20 protein-coding genes are annotated in these 18,326 nt (G+C 63.2%); 15 read left to right on the top strand and 5 right to left on the bottom strand.

Annotation, left to right across the window (positions count from 1 at the left end; translation table 11 throughout):
• Window positions 1–19: 19 nt before the first annotated feature.
• The 9 genes from YUA_RS0105415 (at window position 20) to YUA_RS0105375 (ending at window position 5,993) form a co-directional block, all read left to right on the top strand.
• Window positions 20–1,756 carry an adenylate/guanylate cyclase domain-containing protein gene (locus tag YUA_RS0105415; RefSeq protein WP_027529758.1) on the top strand — a complete coding sequence of 579 codons (1,737 nt, stop codon included), beginning with the start codon at window positions 20–22 and terminating at the stop codon, window positions 1,754–1,756.
• A 105-nt stretch (window positions 1,757–1,861) separates the two neighbouring features.
• Window positions 1,862–2,038, top strand: a complete 177-nt coding sequence (locus tag YUA_RS50890) for a hypothetical protein (RefSeq protein WP_198029376.1) — start codon at window positions 1,862–1,864, stop codon at window positions 2,036–2,038.
• A gap of 215 nt (window positions 2,039–2,253) precedes the next feature.
• On the top strand, window positions 2,254–2,466 hold the full coding sequence (locus YUA_RS0105405) for a hypothetical protein (RefSeq protein ID WP_027529757.1): 213 nt from the start codon (window positions 2,254–2,256) through the stop codon (window positions 2,464–2,466).
• Between the two features lie 148 nt (window positions 2,467–2,614).
• Window positions 2,615–2,872, top strand: a complete 258-nt coding sequence (locus tag YUA_RS0105400; RefSeq protein WP_027529756.1) for a hypothetical protein — start codon at window positions 2,615–2,617, stop codon at window positions 2,870–2,872.
• A gap of 84 nt (window positions 2,873–2,956) precedes the next feature.
• Complete coding sequence (locus YUA_RS0105395) at window positions 2,957–3,178, top strand: hypothetical protein (protein WP_027529755.1); 222 nt, start codon at window positions 2,957–2,959, stop codon at window positions 3,176–3,178.
• A 119-nt stretch (window positions 3,179–3,297) separates the two neighbouring features.
• Window positions 3,298–3,588: a hypothetical protein gene (locus tag YUA_RS0105390; RefSeq protein WP_027529754.1), complete on the top strand. Its 291-nt coding sequence runs from the start codon at window positions 3,298–3,300 to the stop codon at window positions 3,586–3,588.
• Window positions 3,589–3,590: 2 nt separating this feature from the next.
• On the top strand, window positions 3,591–3,797 hold the full coding sequence (locus YUA_RS0105385) for a CbtB-domain containing protein (protein ID WP_027529753.1): 207 nt from the start codon (window positions 3,591–3,593) through the stop codon (window positions 3,795–3,797).
• A gap of 10 nt (window positions 3,798–3,807) precedes the next feature.
• On the top strand, window positions 3,808–4,617 hold the full coding sequence (locus YUA_RS0105380) for a CbtA family protein (RefSeq protein ID WP_027529752.1): 810 nt from the start codon (window positions 3,808–3,810) through the stop codon (window positions 4,615–4,617).
• A 449-nt stretch (window positions 4,618–5,066) separates the two neighbouring features.
• Window positions 5,067–5,993 carry a DUF1259 domain-containing protein gene (locus YUA_RS0105375; RefSeq protein ID WP_027529751.1) on the top strand — a complete coding sequence of 309 codons (927 nt, stop codon included), beginning with the start codon at window positions 5,067–5,069 and terminating at the stop codon, window positions 5,991–5,993.
• Window positions 5,994–6,026: 33 nt separating this feature from the next.
• Here the strand turns inward: YUA_RS0105375 and YUA_RS0105370 are convergent, their stop codons facing one another.
• Window positions 6,027–7,088, bottom strand: coding sequence for a sulfite exporter TauE/SafE family protein (locus tag YUA_RS0105370; protein ID WP_027529750.1), 1,062 nt, complete (start codon window positions 7,086–7,088; stop codon window positions 6,027–6,029).
• Between the two features lie 5 nt (window positions 7,089–7,093).
• A complete protein-coding gene (locus YUA_RS0105365; RefSeq protein WP_027529749.1) occupies window positions 7,094–7,372 on the bottom strand; it encodes a metal/formaldehyde-sensitive transcriptional repressor in 279 nt (92 codons plus the stop codon).
• Window positions 7,373–7,840: 468 nt separating this feature from the next.
• Here YUA_RS0105365 and ilvD point away from each other — a divergent pair, with 468 nt between their 5' ends.
• Both ilvD and YUA_RS0105355 read left to right on the top strand, forming a co-directional pair.
• A complete protein-coding gene (ilvD, locus tag YUA_RS0105360; RefSeq protein WP_027529748.1) occupies window positions 7,841–9,565 on the top strand; it encodes a dihydroxy-acid dehydratase in 1,725 nt (574 codons plus the stop codon).
• Complete coding sequence (locus YUA_RS0105355; protein ID WP_027529747.1) at window positions 9,552–10,376, top strand: tetratricopeptide repeat protein; 825 nt, start codon at window positions 9,552–9,554, stop codon at window positions 10,374–10,376. Before ilvD ends, YUA_RS0105355 begins: the two co-directional genes overlap by 14 nt.
• A gap of 60 nt (window positions 10,377–10,436) precedes the next feature.
• Here the strand turns inward: YUA_RS0105355 and xth are convergent, their stop codons facing one another.
• A complete protein-coding gene (xth, locus tag YUA_RS0105350; protein WP_035970529.1) occupies window positions 10,437–11,234 on the bottom strand; it encodes an exodeoxyribonuclease III in 798 nt (265 codons plus the stop codon).
• 135 nt (window positions 11,235–11,369) lie between these two features.
• Between xth and YUA_RS0105345 the strand changes: the two genes are divergently transcribed.
• Together YUA_RS0105345 and YUA_RS0105340 are read left to right on the top strand one after the other, a co-directional pair.
• Complete coding sequence (locus YUA_RS0105345; RefSeq protein WP_027529745.1) at window positions 11,370–13,700, top strand: ATP-binding protein; 2,331 nt, start codon at window positions 11,370–11,372, stop codon at window positions 13,698–13,700.
• Between the two features lie 379 nt (window positions 13,701–14,079).
• Window positions 14,080–15,111 (top strand): dienelactone hydrolase family protein, encoded by a 1,032-nt coding sequence (locus tag YUA_RS0105340; protein WP_245285109.1) that lies wholly within the window; start codon window positions 14,080–14,082, stop codon window positions 15,109–15,111.
• A gap of 211 nt (window positions 15,112–15,322) precedes the next feature.
• Here YUA_RS0105340 and YUA_RS0105335 read toward each other — a convergent pair whose 3' ends face one another.
• Complete coding sequence (locus tag YUA_RS0105335) at window positions 15,323–16,225, bottom strand: hypothetical protein (RefSeq protein WP_027529743.1); 903 nt, start codon at window positions 16,223–16,225, stop codon at window positions 15,323–15,325.
• 352 nt (window positions 16,226–16,577) lie between these two features.
• Between YUA_RS0105335 and YUA_RS47855 the strand changes: the two genes are divergently transcribed.
• Window positions 16,578–17,210 carry a site-2 protease family protein gene (locus YUA_RS47855; RefSeq protein WP_198029375.1) on the top strand — a complete coding sequence of 211 codons (633 nt, stop codon included), beginning with the start codon at window positions 16,578–16,580 and terminating at the stop codon, window positions 17,208–17,210.
• Between the two features lie 104 nt (window positions 17,211–17,314).
• On the opposite strand, the gene YUA_RS0105325 is transcribed toward YUA_RS47855, so the two are convergent.
• A complete protein-coding gene (locus tag YUA_RS0105325; protein ID WP_027529741.1) occupies window positions 17,315–17,791 on the bottom strand; it encodes an Lrp/AsnC family transcriptional regulator in 477 nt (158 codons plus the stop codon).
• A gap of 129 nt (window positions 17,792–17,920) precedes the next feature.
• Here YUA_RS0105325 and YUA_RS0105320 point away from each other — a divergent pair, with 129 nt between their 5' ends.
• Window positions 17,921–18,154, top strand: a complete 234-nt coding sequence (locus YUA_RS0105320) for a DUF6356 family protein (protein ID WP_027529740.1) — start codon at window positions 17,921–17,923, stop codon at window positions 18,152–18,154.
• Window positions 18,155–18,326: the final 172 nt, after the last annotated feature.

Genomic DNA, 18,326 nt, shown 5'->3' with positions numbered 1-18,326 from the left:
AGCCCTTTGCCCGCACCCCATGCCGCTTTTCAACCAGTCGATCCGGCGCAAGATCGTGGGCATCGCCCTCGGGTTGATCGTCCTGATGCTGGTCACCTCGATCCTGTCGATGGTGATGTCGAGTCAGGTCGGCGTCCTCCTGAACGAGCTGACCAACCGTTACATCCCGGCCTACGGGCATCTGGCGCGCGCCAACATCCGCTCGCTGGAGCGGGCACTGGCGCTGCGGCGCATGATCATGACGAAGATGGAGTCGCCCTCGGACGAGGAGGCCTATACGGCGCGCCTTCACGAGTTCGAAGCGGTGGACCGGAGGATCGAGGAGGAGGTCGAGAGCGCGCGCACCCTCATCAATGCGATCATCGACGATACCAGGACGCCGTCTGACAATGCCGCGCTGGCACGGATCGAGACCCGCATCGAGACCGCCGTCACTGAGCTGCGTCACGATTTGAACGAGGACCACGCCAAGCTCCTCAAGCAGGTCGACGCCAAGCAGATGGCGGAGGCCCGCGGCACGCTCGAACACCTCGACGTTCTCCGCGACCAGTTCAACCAGAAGATCGATGCGATCCGCGCCGACATGCTGAAGCAGGTGTTTGCCTCGACGTCGCAGGTGATCGGCCACCAGCGTCAGGCGATCATCATCTCGGGCATCGTGACGCTCCTTGCTGCGATCGTCGGATTTGCCTTCGCGCTGCTCGTCTCCAGCGGCATCACGCGCCCGGTGCGGCTGCTGCTTGCCGGGGCCCGCGAGGTCGAGGCGGGTCGTTTCGACAAGAACATCACCGTCTCGACCCACGACGAGATCGGCGAGCTCGCGGCGGCCTTCAACCGCATGATCGAGCAGTTGCGCCACAACGAGCGCATTCGCGAGACCTTTGGCCGCTACATCGATCCCAAGGTGGTGCAGGGCCTGATCGATCGGCCTGAAGTCGCGATCGAGGGCCAGCGCCGGGTGATGACCATCATGTTCTGCGACATGAGCGGCTTCACCTCGATGAGCGAGGGCATGACCCCGCGCGGCCTCGTCAAGGTGATGAACCACTATTTCACGCTCATGTCCGGCCCGATCCGCAACAACCGCGGTGTCATCGACAAGTATATCGGCGATGCCATCATGTCCTATTGGGGCCCGCCCTTCATCGAGGAGGACGAGCAGGCGTTGCTCGCAGGGCTGTCCGCCATCGACATGGCCGAGCAGGTGCCCGCGCTGCAGAAGCAATTGCCGGATCTGCTCGGCATCCGTGCCATGCCGGTGGCGTGCGATTTGCGCATCGGCATCGCCACCGGCGAGGTGCTGACCGGCAGCATCGGCTCCGAGCTGATGATGAGCTTTACGGTGATGGGTGACGCGGTGAACCTCGCCTCGCGTCTGGAGGCCGTCAATAAGCTCTACGGTACCCGCATCCTGATTTCGCAGGCCACGGCAGAGGCGATCGGGTCGCGGCTCGAATTGCGCGAGATCGACCGTCTTGCGGCGGTCGGCCAGAGCGTGCCGCAGCCGGTGTTCGAAGTGTTGGGCAGGGCAGGCGCGCTTCTTCCGTCGCAGGAGAGCCTGCGCGCGCACTATGCCGACGGTCTTGCCGGCTATCGCGCGTGCCGCTTCGACGACGCACGCATCGCGTTCAACACGGCGCTGGAAAGCGCCCCCGGCGACGGCCCGTCGCGCACCATGCTCGGCCGCATCGCAGCGTTCGAGACCAATCCGCCCGCGGCTGATTGGGACGGCGCCTGGAGGATGGACAGCAAATAGCCGTCCGCCCGCGAATAATTGTTTTTATCTCATAACGATGTTCGTCGTGACCTAATTTCCGGGCTTACGTTAGCTGTCCTTGAGGCGTTTGATGGGGATACGCCAATGACAGAACTTGAGGACAGGCTGGAGCGGTTCGAGACACTTACCGCCGAATGCGAGCTGATTGCCAAGCTCGCTACCGACAGCAAGAAGCGCGAATTCTACCTGAAGCTCGGGGACCAGTACCGTCAGCTCGCGGTCGACATGCGCCAGGCGATCGCGACCAGGGCCGCAGCCTGATATGGCCTAAGGTTTCTGTTGGAGCGAGGCACGATGCCGGGCATCCCTGTCCTTGCGGGATAGCGCGCGATCGCAATCCCTTCTTAACAATTGAGACGCATCCTCGATGGGACGCGAGGGATCGTACGTTGCGATTCCTGGCGATGGGAATGCCTGGGGCAAGGTTGCTATGCGACATTGCCCGCGAACGTAGCTCGTCCGATGGTTGACATCCCATGCGTCTGTTGGTGGTCATCTTGTTTGCGCTTCTGACGGCTGCCTGCAACCAGGAGCAGGACGTCACGGGCTCGACCCCGCTCTGCCCGATGCGCAGCTACTCTTCCTACAATCCCCGCGACATGAACCAGTGCGTTGCCGCCTGCAAGTCGTGCGACCATGGCAACACGGTGACCTGCACCACCTCTTGCACGCTCAAGGGCGCGCGCTGAAAGCAAGGCCCGAAGGCCGCGGTTTCTTTATTTCAGTCTGTTCGCAATTGGGGAACCGGTAGAGCCAAACCGCTGACGGTGCTCCGGCACCGGAACGATTTCCATGAGATGATCATTGAAGGAGCAGTAGGACGCGGAGTCCTTTGGAATGGGTATGCTCGATCCCGGCCGGTTTCTGGTGTCGTGCTCGCATTGTGCGGCTTGGCCGATGGCGGCCAATGTCAAACGTGCGAACTGGTCGGCACAGCCGCACGAGGTCCGCTTCGTCTGCCCGCGCTGCCGCCGTGAGGAGACCGCAATCGTCTCTGCGTCCGGGCAGCTGTTACCGATCAAGCGCGTCGACATTCCCCCGCACGAGGGGACGGCGGCCTGGGCCCAGGCCCAACGCCCGCGCGGGCGCACTTAGGGCATTCATTGCTCGATCCCGTTTTGGAACTGGACCGTTCATCGGACGTTTCCGCCCCGATACCAACGCACCGAGGCCGCGCGCATGATCAGCGAGCATTTCGACACCCGCACACGCATCAACATGAAGCTGGCGCTGGACCGGATCTGCCGCCATCGCCCCGACGGCGAGGACCATGGCTTCCGCCGCTCGGTCGCCGAGAACATCATCCGGTGTGCGCTGACAGGCCGCACCGGCATCGGCCAGCTCGTCGATGCCGGCGAGCGGGCCATGATCAGGACGCGCGCTGAGCGGGACCCGGCCTGATTGCGCGCGGGCGAAATTCGTCGATAGCTGTGGTAGGGTCGCCGCCAGGAGATCACCATGGCCCTCACCAACCTGACCGTGTCATTCGCGCTCGCAAGTTTTGCGGGGCGCGCGACCGCTTGAGCAACGAGGTCCATTGGCGCGATGACATCGCGTCGCTGGTGTTTCCCGTCACAGGACACGGCGCGATCTGCGCCGTGCACTGGGGCGCCTTCCGGACCTTGCTCGGCGCCGAGCCCACGCCGGAGGCCTGCCTCGGCTATTTCCGGCGGTTTGAGGCCGCCTTTCGGGCCGCCGCCGGCGCCAAGATTGCCCGCAAGGGCATTTTGCCGGGGACGAGTCTGCATCTTACCAGTCGCGACATCGCCCGGAAGCTGCTAGAAGACGCGCAAATCGCCAATGGAGAATAGCCATGAGCCAATCCCAGCTCGCCAACGCCCCGGTCACGGCCCAGGTCACGCTTCCGGTCGCCGCCGGCCAGGTGGGACGGCTGTCACAGGCTCTGATGGCCATGGTGCTCGGCGTGTTCGTGATCGGCATGGTCGGCTTCTCGCACATCGACGTCGTCCACAACGCGGCCCACGACGTCCGCCATTCGAACGCGTTCCCCTGCCACTAACCGGGGTGGCATGAGCACATTTCGCTCGATCGTCTTCGCGTCGGTCATTGCCGGTTTCATCGTCGGTCTCATCGTCACTGTCGTCCAGCAGTTCGGCACCGTCCCCCTGATTCTGAAGGCGGAAGTCTTCGAGAAGGCGGCGGAGATGCACCAGCATGAGGCTCCGGCCACTGCGCAGCCCGCAACGACCGGGCATGACCACGCAGATCATGACCACGCAGATCATGACCATGCCGCCCATGATCACGGCGACCATGGCGCCGGCGACCACGACCATGGCGCCGGGGCATGGGAGCCGCGCGATGGTTTTGAGCGCAACGCCTATACCGCCGCCGCCAATATCCTGACCGCGATCGGCTTCGCCCTGCTGCTGGCTGGCTTCTTCGCCGTGCGCAGCGGCGCCACCGGGGCCAACGTCTCCTGGCACGAAGGCCTGCTGTGGGGCCTGGCGGGCTTTGCCGTCTTTACGCTTGCGCCCGGCCTCGGCCTGCCGCCCGAGCTCCCCGGTGTGCCTGTCGCGCCGCTGTTGTCGCGCCAGATCTGGTGGCTGGCCGCCGTGCTGGCCACGGCCGGCGGGCTCGCCTTGATTGCCTTCCGCCGCTCGGTGCCGGCGGCAATCGCCGGCGTAATCCTGCTGACGCTGCCGCATCTGATCGGCGCGCCGGAGCTCGCCAACATCGAGACCAACGTGCCGTCGTCGCTGACGCATCAGTTCGTCACGGCGGTGACGGTGACGAGCCTGGTGTTCTGGACCTTGCTCGGCGGTCTGACCAGCGCGGTGTTCGCGCGTTTCGGCCGCGGCGCAAACCAGCGCGCTTGAGACAAGCACGCCGTCGACCGCAAGCAGTTGCTCGCGGACCGCATCAGTGAAGCTTTCATCGTAGATGGCCGGTCGCGCCGCGATGCCGACGGCGGCGAGGGCTTCGAAGACGCGAACGAAGCGGCTGTTTTGTGCGGTGGGCGGGACGGGCGCAATCGATTTCGTTCCATTTGATCGATCAAATCTTTTCGAAGGGCCACGGATTGCACGCGGTTGACAGCTTGGACCTCCGGGCTTCTATTCGAGCCATCGGGGATATGCGGTCTCCCCGCGAGGCGACATGCCCAAGCATCGCGTCCTGATCACCAAGGGCGCAGCATGTCCATTTCCTACACCTCCGTTTCGTTCGACAGAGTGGCTCATTCGCCTCGCGCGGCATGCGTCGGCGCGCACGGTTGCGAATGCCTGAGCCGAAAACGGATTCGACCTGGGGCAGGAACACCAGGAGAATGACCATGCGACTACGAACAATCTGTCACGCAGCCTTCTTGCTGGCCGCTGTCGTGGGTCCAGCATCGCTCGCCGCGCAATTCGTCGCGCCGGCGCGGGCGGAAGACGTCAATTGGCAGGCGATCGACCAAACGCTCGGCCGCAAGGCCGCCGTCTCGGATGACGTTCACCGATACGGGTTTCCGCGCAGCGATCTCTCTGTGACCCTGGACGGGGTCGCGATCAAGCCGGCGCTGGCCCTCGGCGGCTGGGTGGCGTTCAAGCCTTCCCATGGCGGCGCCATGGTCATGGGCGACCTCGTGCTGCTCGAGACCGAGATCAATCCCGTGATGGCGAAGATGATCGCGAGCGGTCTCGAGATCACAGCCGTGCACAATCATCTGCTGCGTGCGAGCCCGGCGACGTTCTACATGCATGTCGCGGGACACGGGGACCCCGTCAAGCTGGCCTCTGCGATCCACGATGCACTCGCCGAGAGCAAGACTCCGCTGACCGTTGCCGCACCGGCCAATCCGCCGCCTGCCGTCGATCTCGATACAGCCAAGCTCGACCAGATCATCGGCGCGAAGGGCCAGGCCAATGGCGGCGTCTACCAATTCAACGTCAAGCGTCGCGATCCGATCACACAGGAGGGCATGCCGCTCACACCCGTCGGGGCGATGGGCGTCGCGATCGGCATCAACTTCCAGCCAACCGGCAACGGCAAGGCTGCCATCACCGGCGACTTCGTTCTGTCGGGTGACGAGGTGAACCCGGTGATTACGGCGCTGCTGGCGAATGGCATCGAGGTGACGGCGTTGCACAGCCACATGCTGGACGAGCAGCCACGGCTGTTCTTCATGCACTTCTGGGCCAATGACGACGCGGTCAAGCTCGCCAAGGGCCTGCGTGCCGCGCTCGACAAGACTGCGAGCGCGAAAGGCTAACCGGAAAAGCAGCGGATACCGCGCCGCTGCTCGTCACGAGACCAGTTCGTGCAGACCGGTCCAGCCGGTGTACAGACCGACGAAGACGATCAGGGCTGCCGAGACATAGGGCGCGCGGTGGGCGTAGCGGCTGAAGCCGCCCCAGTGTCGTTCGACGTGCCGCAGGCTGAGCGCCGCGAGAACGCCCGCCGACACCATCGTGATCGCAAGGCCGATGCCGAAGGACAGCACCAGGACAAAGCCGAGGCTGAACTGCTTCAGCTGAATACAAAGCAGCAGTACGGTGATCGCGGCGGGACAGGGGATCAGTCCGCCGGTGAGGCCGAACAGCACGATCTGCGCCGTCGTCACGTTGCGTCCCCCAAAGCGCTTGCGGATGTCGGCGGCGTGGGCGCGCGCATGAGCGTCGTCCTCTTCGCCGAGATACATGTGGTCGTGATCGTGCTCGCTAAACAGTATCTCGATGGAGTCGCCGGCAAGTGCGATACGCGCCTTGAACGCATGCGGCTCGGGAATCTCCTCGACACTTTCGAGGTATCCATCGCAAGCGGCGAACGCGAATGTCTGGGCCGTACCGTCTTCGCGGATCGTGGTCACCTCGATGTCGCGGGCTGCGGGAAGCGCGCCGGTCTCGCTCCAGATCCGCCAGTGAGGCGGCACGTCGCCTTCGAACACCTCGATCAGCAGCGGCAAGCCGGCCAACGAGATGGGGTGCGGCTCGTCGTGGTGATGATGGTCATGCTCGTGATTCTGCTCCCGCCAGGTGCGCCAGACCATCCAGCCGGCGATGCCGATGATGATGACGGCGGACGCCAGTTGCAGATAGGCCTCGCTGCGTTCGCCGGACAATTCCTGGCCGAAAGACAATCCCGCCAGCGCGATCGCCCAGACGATGGCGGTATGGGAGATGGTCGCCGACAGGCCGAGCAGCACAGCCTGGAGCACGGTTCCCCTGATGGCGATGATGAACGCGGCCATCATGGTCTTGGAATGCCCGGGCTCGAGACCGTGCAGGGCACCGAGCAGGATCGCACTGGGCACGAACATCCATGCATGCGCGCTGCTCTGCTGGAGCAGGTGAGACAGGTCGGTCATCTCGTTCACTTCAAATAGGTTCGGACGACATCGATAAGGTCGGCGGCACCCTTGGCCTTCTCCGGATCCTGTTCGTACGCTGGATCCACGACGTGATGGCGGATGTGATCTTCCAGCAGCTCGGTGGTGAGACCGCTGATCGCGCCTTTCACGGAAGCCACCAGCATCAGCACATCAGCGCAGCCGATCTCCTGCTCGAGCGCGCGTTCAACGGCCTCGAGCTGCCCCTTGATGCGCCGGACCCGGCCGACGAGCTTCGACTTGTGCTTGATTGTATGCGACATCTTAATAAGATAGGGGGGTACCCTATATTAGTCAAGGCGGCGAGAAGGCAAACGCAAAAAGACCGCAAAATCCGAATGCTTCACAAGCTCTCGAGAAAGACGGGATTAGCAGCGTCAACGCCGACTCAGTTGGGCTTGGGCGTCATCGCCCAGAAATCGGGCGCGCCGCCTTTGTCACAAAATCTCCAGTTGTGGATTGTCATCTCCGCGAGGTAATAGAGTAGGCTTTTTCGTGTCCTCTGAGCCACGATTGTGCTCTCCCGGCAACATTCCCGTGCGATTTACCCGTTATCGCAGTCCGTTCGCATCGGCGCCGCTTTTTGGCCACACCCGAACATGAATAAAATCGTTCGAATGTTTCAGGGGCTGGGCTGGTCCCTTGCAGGCGGCAGGAAATCCCAAGGTCGATTCAAATCTTGGGTCTGATGTTCCGGGTCTGACAAGGGTTAGCCAAGGAAACTGGTCGCGATGGACGCCAAGACCAACATCAAGCAGAGGCTGCCGAGCCGTCACGTGACGGAAGGTCCGACGCGCGCGCCCCATCGCTCCTATTTCTACGCCATGGGGCTGACCACCGAGCAGATCCACCAGCCCTTCGTCGGCGTTGCCTCGTGCTGGAACGAGGCCGCTCCCTGCAACATCTCGTTGATGCGCCAGGCGCAGGCGGTGAAGAAGGGCGTCGCATCCGCCGGCGGCACGCCCCGCGAATTCTGCACCATCACCGTCACCGACGGCATCGCGATGGGCCATGACGGCATGCGCTCCTCGCTGCCGTCGCGCGAATGCATCGCCGATTCCGTCGAGCTCACCGTGCGTGGCCATGCCTATGACGCCCTCGTCGGCCTTGCGGGCTGCGACAAGTCGCTGCCCGGCATGATGATGGCAATGGTCCGCCTCAACGTGCCCTCGATCTTCATTTACGGCGGCTCGATCCTGCCCGGCAATTTCCGCGGGCAGCAGGTCACCGTGCAGGACATGTTCGAGGCGGTCGGCAAGCACTCGGTCGGCGCCATGTCGGACGAGGACCTCGACGAGATCGAGCGCGTGGCGTGCCCCTCGGCGGGCGCTTGCGGCGCGCAGTTCACCGCCAACACCATGGCGACCGTCTCGGAAGCCATCGGCCTCGCGCTGCCTTACTCGGCCGGTGCCCCGGCACCGTATGAAATCCGCGACGCCTTCTGCATGACCGCGGGCGAGAAGGTGATGGACCTGATCGCCCAAAATATCCGGCCGCGCGACATCGTCACCCGTAAGGCGCTGGAGAATGCGGCCGCCGTGGTCGCGGCCTCCGGCGGCTCGACCAATGCTGCACTGCATTTGCCTGCGATAGCGCATGAGTGCGGCATCAAGTTCGATCTGTTCGACGTCGCCGAAATCTTCAAAAAGACACCATATGTCGCGGATTTGAAGCCGGGTGGCCGTTATGTCGCCAAAGACATGTTTGAAGTAGGTGGCATACCGCTTCTGATGAAGACGCTGCTCGACAACGGATTTCTTCACGGCGACTGCATTACGGTCACCGGTCGAACGATCGCCGAAAACCTCAAAAGCGTGAAATGGAATCCGCACCAGGACGTGGTGCACCCGGCAGACAAGCCCATCACCGTCACAGGCGGTGTGGTCGGTCTGAAGGGTAATTTGGCGCCAGAAGGTGCGATCGTGAAAGTCGCGGGAATGTCCAACTTGAGGTTCACCGGTCCGGCACGTTGCTTCGACCGGGAAGAGGACGCCTTCGAGGCCGTCCAGAACCGCACGTACCGCGAAGGCGAAGTCATCGTGATCCGCTACGAGGGCCCCAAGGGCGGCCCCGGCATGCGGGAGATGCTCCAGACCACTGCGGCGCTGACCGGGCAAGGCATGGGCGGCAAGATCGCGCTCATCACCGATGGCCGCTTTTCAGGCGCCACCCGCGGCTTCTGCATCGGCCATGTCGGGCCGGAAGCTGCCATCGGCGGTCCGATCGCACTGTTGCAGGATGGCGACATCATCGAGATCGACGCCGTCGCTGGGATCCTTAACGTAAAATTGAGCGACGCCGAGCTCGCCCAGCGCAAAACCAAATGGAGCCCTCGCGCGACTAATCACACGTCGGGTGCGCTCTGGAAATATGCTCAGCAGGTTGGACCAGCGGTCGATGGGGCAGTAACCCATCCAGGCGGCGCGCACGAGAAACAGTGTTATGCGGACATCTAGGCGTGCCATCGTTGCGTTTGTGTTAGGGGCTGCCGCGTTGGCCGCGCCGGCGCTCGCCTTCGACGGCGCGCCGGTCAACCCCAAGGATGCGACCATTCCGGTCGTGACCACCTTGCCCGGTGCTGCGGGCGCGGTGCGCAAGGCGGCCCCGCCGGTCGCGACCCAGGAAACCTCGCTCAGCGCCCTGCAATATGCCGCCGAGGGCGGTCATCCCATCGCGCAGTGGAAGCTCGGCCGCATGTACGCCAGTGGCGACGGCGTGGCCCAGGATGACGTCCGCGCTTTCGAATATTTCACCCGGATCGCGAACGCGCATGCCGAGGACAGCCCGTCGGCGCCGCAGGCGCAGGTCGTGGCCAACGCCTTTGTTGCGCTCGGCCGCTACTATCTGAGCGGTATCCCGAATTCGAAGATCAAGGCCGACCCGGACCGGGCGCGGGAGATGTTCTCCTATGCCGCCTCCTATTTCGGCAATGCGGATGCCCAGTACGACCTCGCCCGGCTCTATCTGAAGACGCCGGACGCCTCGCGCGAGGATTTCCGCTACGGCGCGCGCTGGCTCGGCCTCGCCGCCCAGAAGGGCCAGCACGAGGCCCAGGCGCTGCTCGGGCAGATGCTGTTCAACGGCGACCGCCTGCCGCGACAGGCCGCGCGCGGCCTGATGTGGCTCACGCTTGCGCGTGACAGCGCCGGCACCGACGAGATCTGGATCAAGGAAAACTACAATCGCGCCTTCGCCAAGGCGTCGGACGACGACCGCGCCATGTGCCTGCAAATGCTGGAACAGTGGGTGCAGGGCCGCCACGAGTAACTTCGCTCTTGTCGGGTGGGCAAAGGCGCGAATGCGCCGTGCCCACCACCTGAATGGCGGCTACGCCGCCTCCAGATCCAGATCCGCCCACACCGGCACGTGGTCCGACGGCTTCTCCCAGGACCGCACGTAGCTGTCGATGCCGACATTGGCGAGCCGATCGCCGGCCTGCGGCGACAGCAGCAGATGGTCGATGCGCAGACCCTGGTTCTTCTGCCAGGCGCCCGCCTGGTAGTCCCAGAAGGTGTAGAGCCCGGGCTCGTCGGTGACGGCCCGCAAGGCATCGGTCAGGCCGAGGCCGAGCAGGGACTGGAAGCTCTCCCGCGTCTCCGTCTTGAACAGGGCGTCCTCGGTCCAGGCCGCGGGATTGTGGACGTCGCGGGCGTGCGGAATGACGTTGAAGTCGCCTGCGAGGATCAGCGGCTCCTCGGCCTTAAGGCGCTCCTTCGAATACTCAAGAAGCCGTGACATCCATTTGAGCTTGTAGGGATATTTCTCTGTCCCGACCGGATTGCCATTGGGCAGATAAAGACAGGCGATGCGCAAAACCCCGCGCTTGAGCGTCACCACACCCTCGAGGAAGCGGGCGTGTGCATCCTCGTCGTCGCCGGCGAGTCCCGACTTGGTCTCGTCGAATTTGAGCTTGGAGAGCAGGGCGACGCCGTTGAACGTCTTCTGCCCGTGCGTCACCACGTTGTAGCCGAGCGCCTCGATCTCCAGCCGCGGGAAGGCCTCGTCGACACATTTGATTTCCTGGAGGCAGACGATGTCCGGCTGGCACTCCTTCAGCCAGGTCAGCAGGGGGTCGATCCGCTGCCGGACCGAATTCACGTTCCAGGTGGCAACTCTGATGGGCATGTCGGCGGGCTCCGGGCAGGGGCCATGGTTAGAACAAACTGCAAACGCGCCCGTCAAGGACGCCGCAAAATCTCCCACAAAATTAACCCGGCTTAAGCCGGCCCTGGGCCATTGATACCGAAAAGGTTTTTTCGAATGGGATGGCCTCACAAATCATCACAGCCCACTGAGCCGCAAGACGGCCTGATCGGCGCGTTCCTGTACTGGCTCGGCGGCTTCGAGATCGAGGACGGCCTGACCGCCGATCTCGGCGAGCGCGAGCTGCGCCGCATCCGCGCCAAGCAGATCGACGCGGTGACACGGGCAATTCCGGTGACGATGGCCGTCACCATGCTCAATGTCGCCATCGTGCTGATCCTGTTCTGGGGCAGGGGCTGGAATGATTTCCTCGCGATCTGGGGCATGACGCTTGCCGCCACCGCCTCGCTCGCGGTGCGCGCATGGCGCCGCTCGCATCAGAACCCGCCGCAGGAGGCTTCTGCGCGCGCCGCGCGGCAGATGACGCGGCAGGCATTTTTCCTCGCTGCGATCTGGGGCACGCTGCCGCTCGCGCTGTTCAGCCGGGTCGAGCCGACCAGCCAGTTGATCCTCGCCTGCCTGATGGTCGGCATGATGTCCGGCGGGGCTTTCACGCTGTCGACCTTCCCGCGCGCCGGCCTCGTCTATCTCGCGACCGTGACCATCGCCTGCACCGCCGCGCTGTTGCTGTGCGGCACCGGGCCGTATCTGGTGACCGCGGTGTTCCTGCTGCTGTTCGCGTTCTTCATGGCGCGCAACATCGTCTCGCAAGGCAATCTGTTCCTCGGCAATCTCAAGGCCCGGCTCGAGCTCGAACGCCAGACCGAAATCATCTCGCTGCTGCTGAAGGATTTTCAGGAGAACGCCAGCGACTGGCTATGGCAGACCGATGCCGAAGGGCATCTCACCGACGTGCCGCAGCGCTTCGCCGACGTCGCGCAATTGCCGCTTCAGTTGTTGAAAGGATCGCAATTCGCCGACGTGCTCGACATGCTCTGCCCCGAAGACAAGGCGGCGGCCTACGACGTCGTTGGCCTGATGGAGCACGCCGAGCCGCTGCACGAGATGAATTTGAAGGTCGTCGCGGGCGGCGAGGCGCGGCTGTGGTCGCTGACCGCGAAGCCGGCCTATGACCGCGACGGCCAGTTTCTCGGCTATCGCGGCTTCGGCCGCGACGTCACCGAGCGCTGGCGCGCGGAGAAGGCCGAGGCCGAGAGCCGCGCGAAGTCGGATTTTCTCGCGGTGATGAGCCACGAGATCCGCACGCCCATGAACGGCGTGCTCGGGCTCGCCAGCATGCTGCTCGAAACAAAGCTCGATCCGGAGCAGCGCGAGGCGGTCACCACGATCCGCGAATCCGGCGACAACCTCCAGCGCATCCTCAACGACATCCTCGACCTTTCCAAGCTTGAGGCCGGGCGCTTCGCGTTCGAGGCGATCGACTTTGCGCCGCAGATGCTGGCCGAGACGGTCGCGACCGTGGTGCGCGCAAGCGCCAAGAGCAAGGGGCTCGCGGTCAAGGTCGAGCTTGATCCGAACCTGCCGCCGACGCTGCGTGGCGACGTCGCGCGCATCCGCCAGGTGCTGCTCAATCTCGCCTCCAACGCGGTGAAGTTCACCGACCGGGGCGAGGTGACGATCAAGGCCATCTGCCGGGCGCGCCGCGATCTGCTCGCGACCGTTGAATGGACCGTGACGGACAGCGGAATCGGCATTGCACCCGAGAAGCTCGGGCAGTTGTTCTCTGACTTCGCCCAGGCCGATGCCTCGATCAGCCGCCGCTTCGGTGGCACCGGGCTGGGCCTCGCGATCTCCCGGCGCATCATCGAGCAGATGGGGGGCACCATCGGCGTCACCTCGACGCCGGGCGAGGGCTCGACCTTCCGCTTCACGCTGGTGCTGCCGTGGAGCCAGGCGCAGATGTCCAGTCAGGATTCGGGCCGCGATGAAATCGACGAGCTCAAGGCCCGCATCGCAAGCCTCGACCGGCCGCTGAAGGTGCTGGTCGCCGAGGACGACGCTGTCAACCGTATGGTTGTGAGCAAGATGCTGGGAGCCTTCGAGGTCGAGCTCCGGGTCGTCGCCGACGGCGTCGAGGCCGTCGCGGCTGTCTCCGAAGGCGATTACGACATCGTGCTGATGGACGTGCGCATGCCCGAGATGGATGGCTTAGCCGCGACCCGGGCGATCCGCGCGGAAGGCGGGCGCTTCGGCGCCTTGCCGATCATCGCACTGACCGCAAACGCATTTCCCGAAGACGTCAAGATCTGCCGCGAGGCGGGGATGTCGGACTTCCTGGCAAAGCCGCTACGGAAGCCGGCGCTGGCCGCAGCCCTGCTGCGTGGGCTGGACGGACACGTGATGACGGAGGACGCGCCGCTCCAGCCGGAGTTGATGCCGGTCGAGGTGGAGTGGACGGATGAGGAAAGGCAGATGACCGGCGCTTAAACCGCCGATCGGATCGAGAAGCTGGTCCCGCAGCCCCAGGATGGCGTCGTGTTGGGAATTTTGCGCGGAACGAGGGCCGATGAGGTCGTCGACGAAATCGAGCTAGGACGGCGAGATCGGCATTCGCCACCATATCGCTGGGCCGTACCTGCTCCGCAAAGCAGACATTGACGTGCCGACACCCCCCGCTGAAGCCGAAATGACCCGCTGCGGTCGAGCTAACCCCGGTGCACGAATACGAATTTCGCACCGCCCGGCCGGATGCTGACAATTTGGATGCGCAGTGTTAGCTTGCACCGCCATGCGCCTTATTGCCCTGCTTCTAATCTTGTTCACTGCCTCTGCCCGCGCGGGCGACGGGCAGTTAATGAGCGCGCATATGATGTTGCCTGTCGTGATATCTGGCAACAAATTGTCGCTGGAAAGTTTCGTAATACGTCCTGATCGCCCCGGCAAATTTCCTCTCGTCGTGATCACTCACGGCCAGCCGGGCATCTTTGGCGATGAATTCTTCAGTGAAATCCTCAACCGCTCTCCGGTCGGCTACAGCAAGATGGCCGTCGCCTTTGCCCAGCGAGGATATGCAGTGGTCTCGATCATGCGTCGTGGCTATGGTCGATCCGGGGGCGGGTTCTCCGAGTATTTGCGGCAGGCCTGCGACTATCTTCCCGCTGTGCGCGTTTCCGGCGAGGATATCATTGCCGCGGTCGCTTCACTGCGTAATGAGCCCTGGGTCGACGCCGAGCACGTTGTCTTGCTCGGTCATTCTGTTGGAGGGCTCTCGGTGATGGCAGTCGCCGCACAGAACACGCCGGGGGTAGTTGGCACCGTGAACTTTGATGGCGGTTGGCACAGTTTCTCAGCACCTGGCCAACCTTGCTCGCCTGATAATTTGGTCGATACAGTAGCCGCATTGGGGCGCGCGGCCCGTGTCCCGGTGCTTTGGCTCTATGCTGAGAACGATCAATCCTACGGTCCTGACTTGGCACGGCGCATGTTCGCTGCTTACAGCGCTGGCGGTGCGCCTGCGCAGTTGCACGTGCTGCCTCCATTCGGATCGAACGGTCACGATACCGTCGCGCTCGCGCCGGCAGATACTTGGTTTCCGTTCGTTGAACCCTTCCTCGAGAAGCTAAGTCTTCCGACCAAGACCGTCATAGAGGCGCCGTTCTTCGCTGAGCTGCCAATCCCGCCGGGGGCTATCGCCCCTTGTCAGAAGGCGTTCGCGGACTACCTCTCCAATCCCGATGATGCCAAGGCCTTTGCTGTGAGCACCCGCGGCGGCTGCGGTACTGGATTTGGCCGCTTAGGCGTCGAGGCGCGCGAGCCTGCTTTGATGAAATGCAAGATCAATACGCGCGGCGGCGATTGCAGGGTCTATGCGGTTGGACAGAAGCTTGCGGGGGATTGAACCACAGTCCACTCAATCCTTAAGATGCGAAATCTTGATTTATGGCAACAATGACAATTCTGGCCCGTTGTGACGACATGCGCGGCCGCACGAACTTGATCGGTGTGGGAGTAGAGCGGACGCGGCCTTGGTCCCCTCCCGCCCCGAGTTTATGGGTACACAGCCTAGCAATCCTATCCGCCTTAGCTATGGCCAGCGATGTAACGCGCCGTCACAGTTTTCCATAGACTCGCGCGGCGACCGCCTTCAGGCGCTCGACCGAGCCGGACTCTGGATGCGGCTTGACCGGTGCGAACAGGATCGAAGCCTGCCTGCCGTTCTTCCAGACATAGATGGTGACGGCGTTGCCGTTGCCCTTGGTGCAGGAGTGCTCGCCGAACGCTTCACTGCCGAGCTCGGGGATCGCCACGTGCTTGCATACGCCCGGGCGTTTCATCATGCTGATGACCGTGTCGCGCGAGGTCGCGATCACCGCGACTGTCATGGTGTTGGCCTCGCGATCGAACATCATGCAGCTGCCGGCGCCGGTCCGCTGGACCGTCAGTGTGCTCTTGTCGAGAAAACCGTCGGCATCGGCGGCAGTGAGCCACTCGCAATTGCCGAACCGCTCGCTGCTCTTGCTCACATTGGCGATGGCAACGCGCGCGACTTGGGTGAGCGGTCCGAGCAGTGCGTCGTCGGCGCGCCGGCCGATCGGATAGACGCCGATCTGCAGAATGTAGTCGCCGGACAAGGCGACGACCGACGCCTCCTGACGCTGCACGTCGGCGGCGGTCGTCCCGCGCTGGCCTTCGTCGCCGATCCCCGCAACTGCGTTAAGCGGCATGCGCTCGCCAAGCGTCTTGACGAAGGTCGCGTACAATTCCTTGGCGCGGTCCTTGTCGGGATTGCGGAACACGGTCAACATCATCGTGTCGCCGCGCCCGCCCTGGTAGATGCAGCCGCGGCCGTCCTGATTTGAAATCAGTGACCATTTGAGCGCCGGCATAGCACCGGCGAGCTCGTCGGCGCTGATGAACGGGCAGGTTTCGGCAGCGTGCGCGGGAAGCACGGGGAGGGCTGCGATTGCAAGGAATAGAACGAGGCAACAGAACAGGCGATCGATCATGCGCATTGGATAATTTTACTACCGCTATTGGCGCCATAGCCGATGAAGATGGGCACTATTGCTTCGCCCTGCCGCCATGATGCTGGAGCCAGCGGTGCGCTGCAATCGGCAAAACCGCAATTGCCGGCGCTTTGCGCCACGGACGCTGCCTTCGATTTCAGGAGGGGGTCCGGTTTCCTAGCAAGTCCCCAGCGCGGCCAATGTTGAACCCATTGGGCACTCAGAACGTCCAAGGCGCTAGGACAATGCTTTCTGAAACAAAGCGACTGAGTAGACACCAGTCACCGAGATGCTGACCCGATCGATTCGCGCCGACCGTGTCATCTGGGCAGCTTTGATGGTGAGGAGAACACGTTCGATGCGGGAAGCAAGGACGGCCGCAGTGCATGAGCCGACGGACAGTCTGGCCCGATGGGTCGTGCTTGTCGCTTTACTTTGTCTTGCAACCGTTCTGATCTGCGTATGGGTGTTGACTCGCGACTACAGGATTCCCGCCGTCCTCGCTACATCGGCCGTCGGGCTGGCGGCCGGTATCGCGTGCCACGAATTTGGACATATGCTGTGCGCTGTGCTGCTGTCAGCTCCAGTCCAACTGGTGTCGATCGGCATCGGCCCAGTGCTATGGCGCGGCCGAATAGGCGAAACCCGATTTGAGCTGCGTGCGGTGCCTTGTGCGGGCTTCGTGCAGTGCTATCCGCAACCCATCGTCAACAGGCTTTCGAGGCTGCTCTTTCTCCTCGGCGGAGTGCTGGGGAATGTCGTGCTGATCGTCCTCGTGAGCGCGATCCGTTCGGTAGTCGTGCCGGACCCCGGGCACGATTATGTCGGTCCGATCGCATTCGTCCAATATTACTACATTATCGTGAATTTGGTGCCCTTCTGGACCACGGCGGGCGGTGTCCGGACCGGCAGCGATGGCCTGCAGCTTCTGCTGCTCGCGTGCGGGACCATGTCTGGCGCGTCCTCGCGAGATCCGAACTTTCTGGAATGAATGAAAGGGCAGCAGCCAACGGACCGCCATCTGGCCCTTATCCCAGATGCCTCTTATAGCGCGGGAGCGACAATCTAGAGGAGGCACCGTGGCCCCGCCGGATGTTACGGCTTCACCCGCTCCGGCGCATAGTCGAGCGGCAGCACCGTCGTTGACTTGATCTCTTGCATGACGAATGACGACGACACGTCCGCGAGAGTGATCCTCCCGATCAGGCGCTGGTACAGCCTGTCATAGGCGGCAACATCCGGGATGACGGCCTGCAGCAGATAATCTACATCGCCGGTCATCCGGTAGACGCCGATGATCTCGGGAATGTCGCGCACAGCGTTCGAAAACTGCTCGAGCCAGCTTGCGCTGTGCTCGGTCGTGCGCAGCGCGATGAACGCGGTCAGGCCGACGTTGATGCGGCTTGCATCGAGCAGTGTCACGCGGCTCTTGATAATGCCTTCATCTTCCAGCCGCTTGATGCGGCGCCAGCAGGCATTGCGGGAAAGTCCCGCCCGTTCGCTAAGCTCGTCCAGCGACAGGGCAGCGTCATGCTGTATCAGGTTGAGGAGTTTGCAATCCGTTTCATCCATTATCCCAATAATGCACTAAATCATCGTCCAAATTCAACCGATCTAGGACATATCGTGTGATATTTGGGACATCTTCTTGGCCCGACTCCGCTAGGGATTGCAAGCGAACCGCGCCCCCTGGAGCCCCGCATGCAATCCACCCTGCACCGGCTGTTTCTGTCCCATCCGCACAGCGTCGATGAATCCTATGGCGAGCATTTCCTGTTCGCGCTCGGCTTCGCGGCGCGCCTGTTCGGCGCTGCATTGGCGGCGCTGGTGCACGCTGTCATTCCCTGCCTGTTCGAGACCACCGCCAGCCGCATGATCCGGCAGATGCACGAGCGCATCATGCGTCGCGGCCAGACGCTGCAGCCCGCCGAGTAGCCAGCGCCGCGATCGAGAGCCCCGGACATTTCGGTGATAGTGCACTCAACTCGACAACTGAACTAGGTTGATCGCAGAGTCGGCTGATTTTGGTGGGAATAGCGTGTACCGAAATGGCGCCGCTGACGAGATTCGAATTTTCTCGAAGGGATTAGGGGTGCGGCAGGTGCTC

Source organism: Bradyrhizobium sp. WSM3983 (assembly GCF_000473045.1).
Taxonomy (GTDB): Bacteria; Pseudomonadota; Alphaproteobacteria; order Rhizobiales; family Xanthobacteraceae; genus Bradyrhizobium.
Note: the sequence above shows the minus strand (reverse complement) of the source record. Positions and strands in the feature narration are given on the sequence as shown.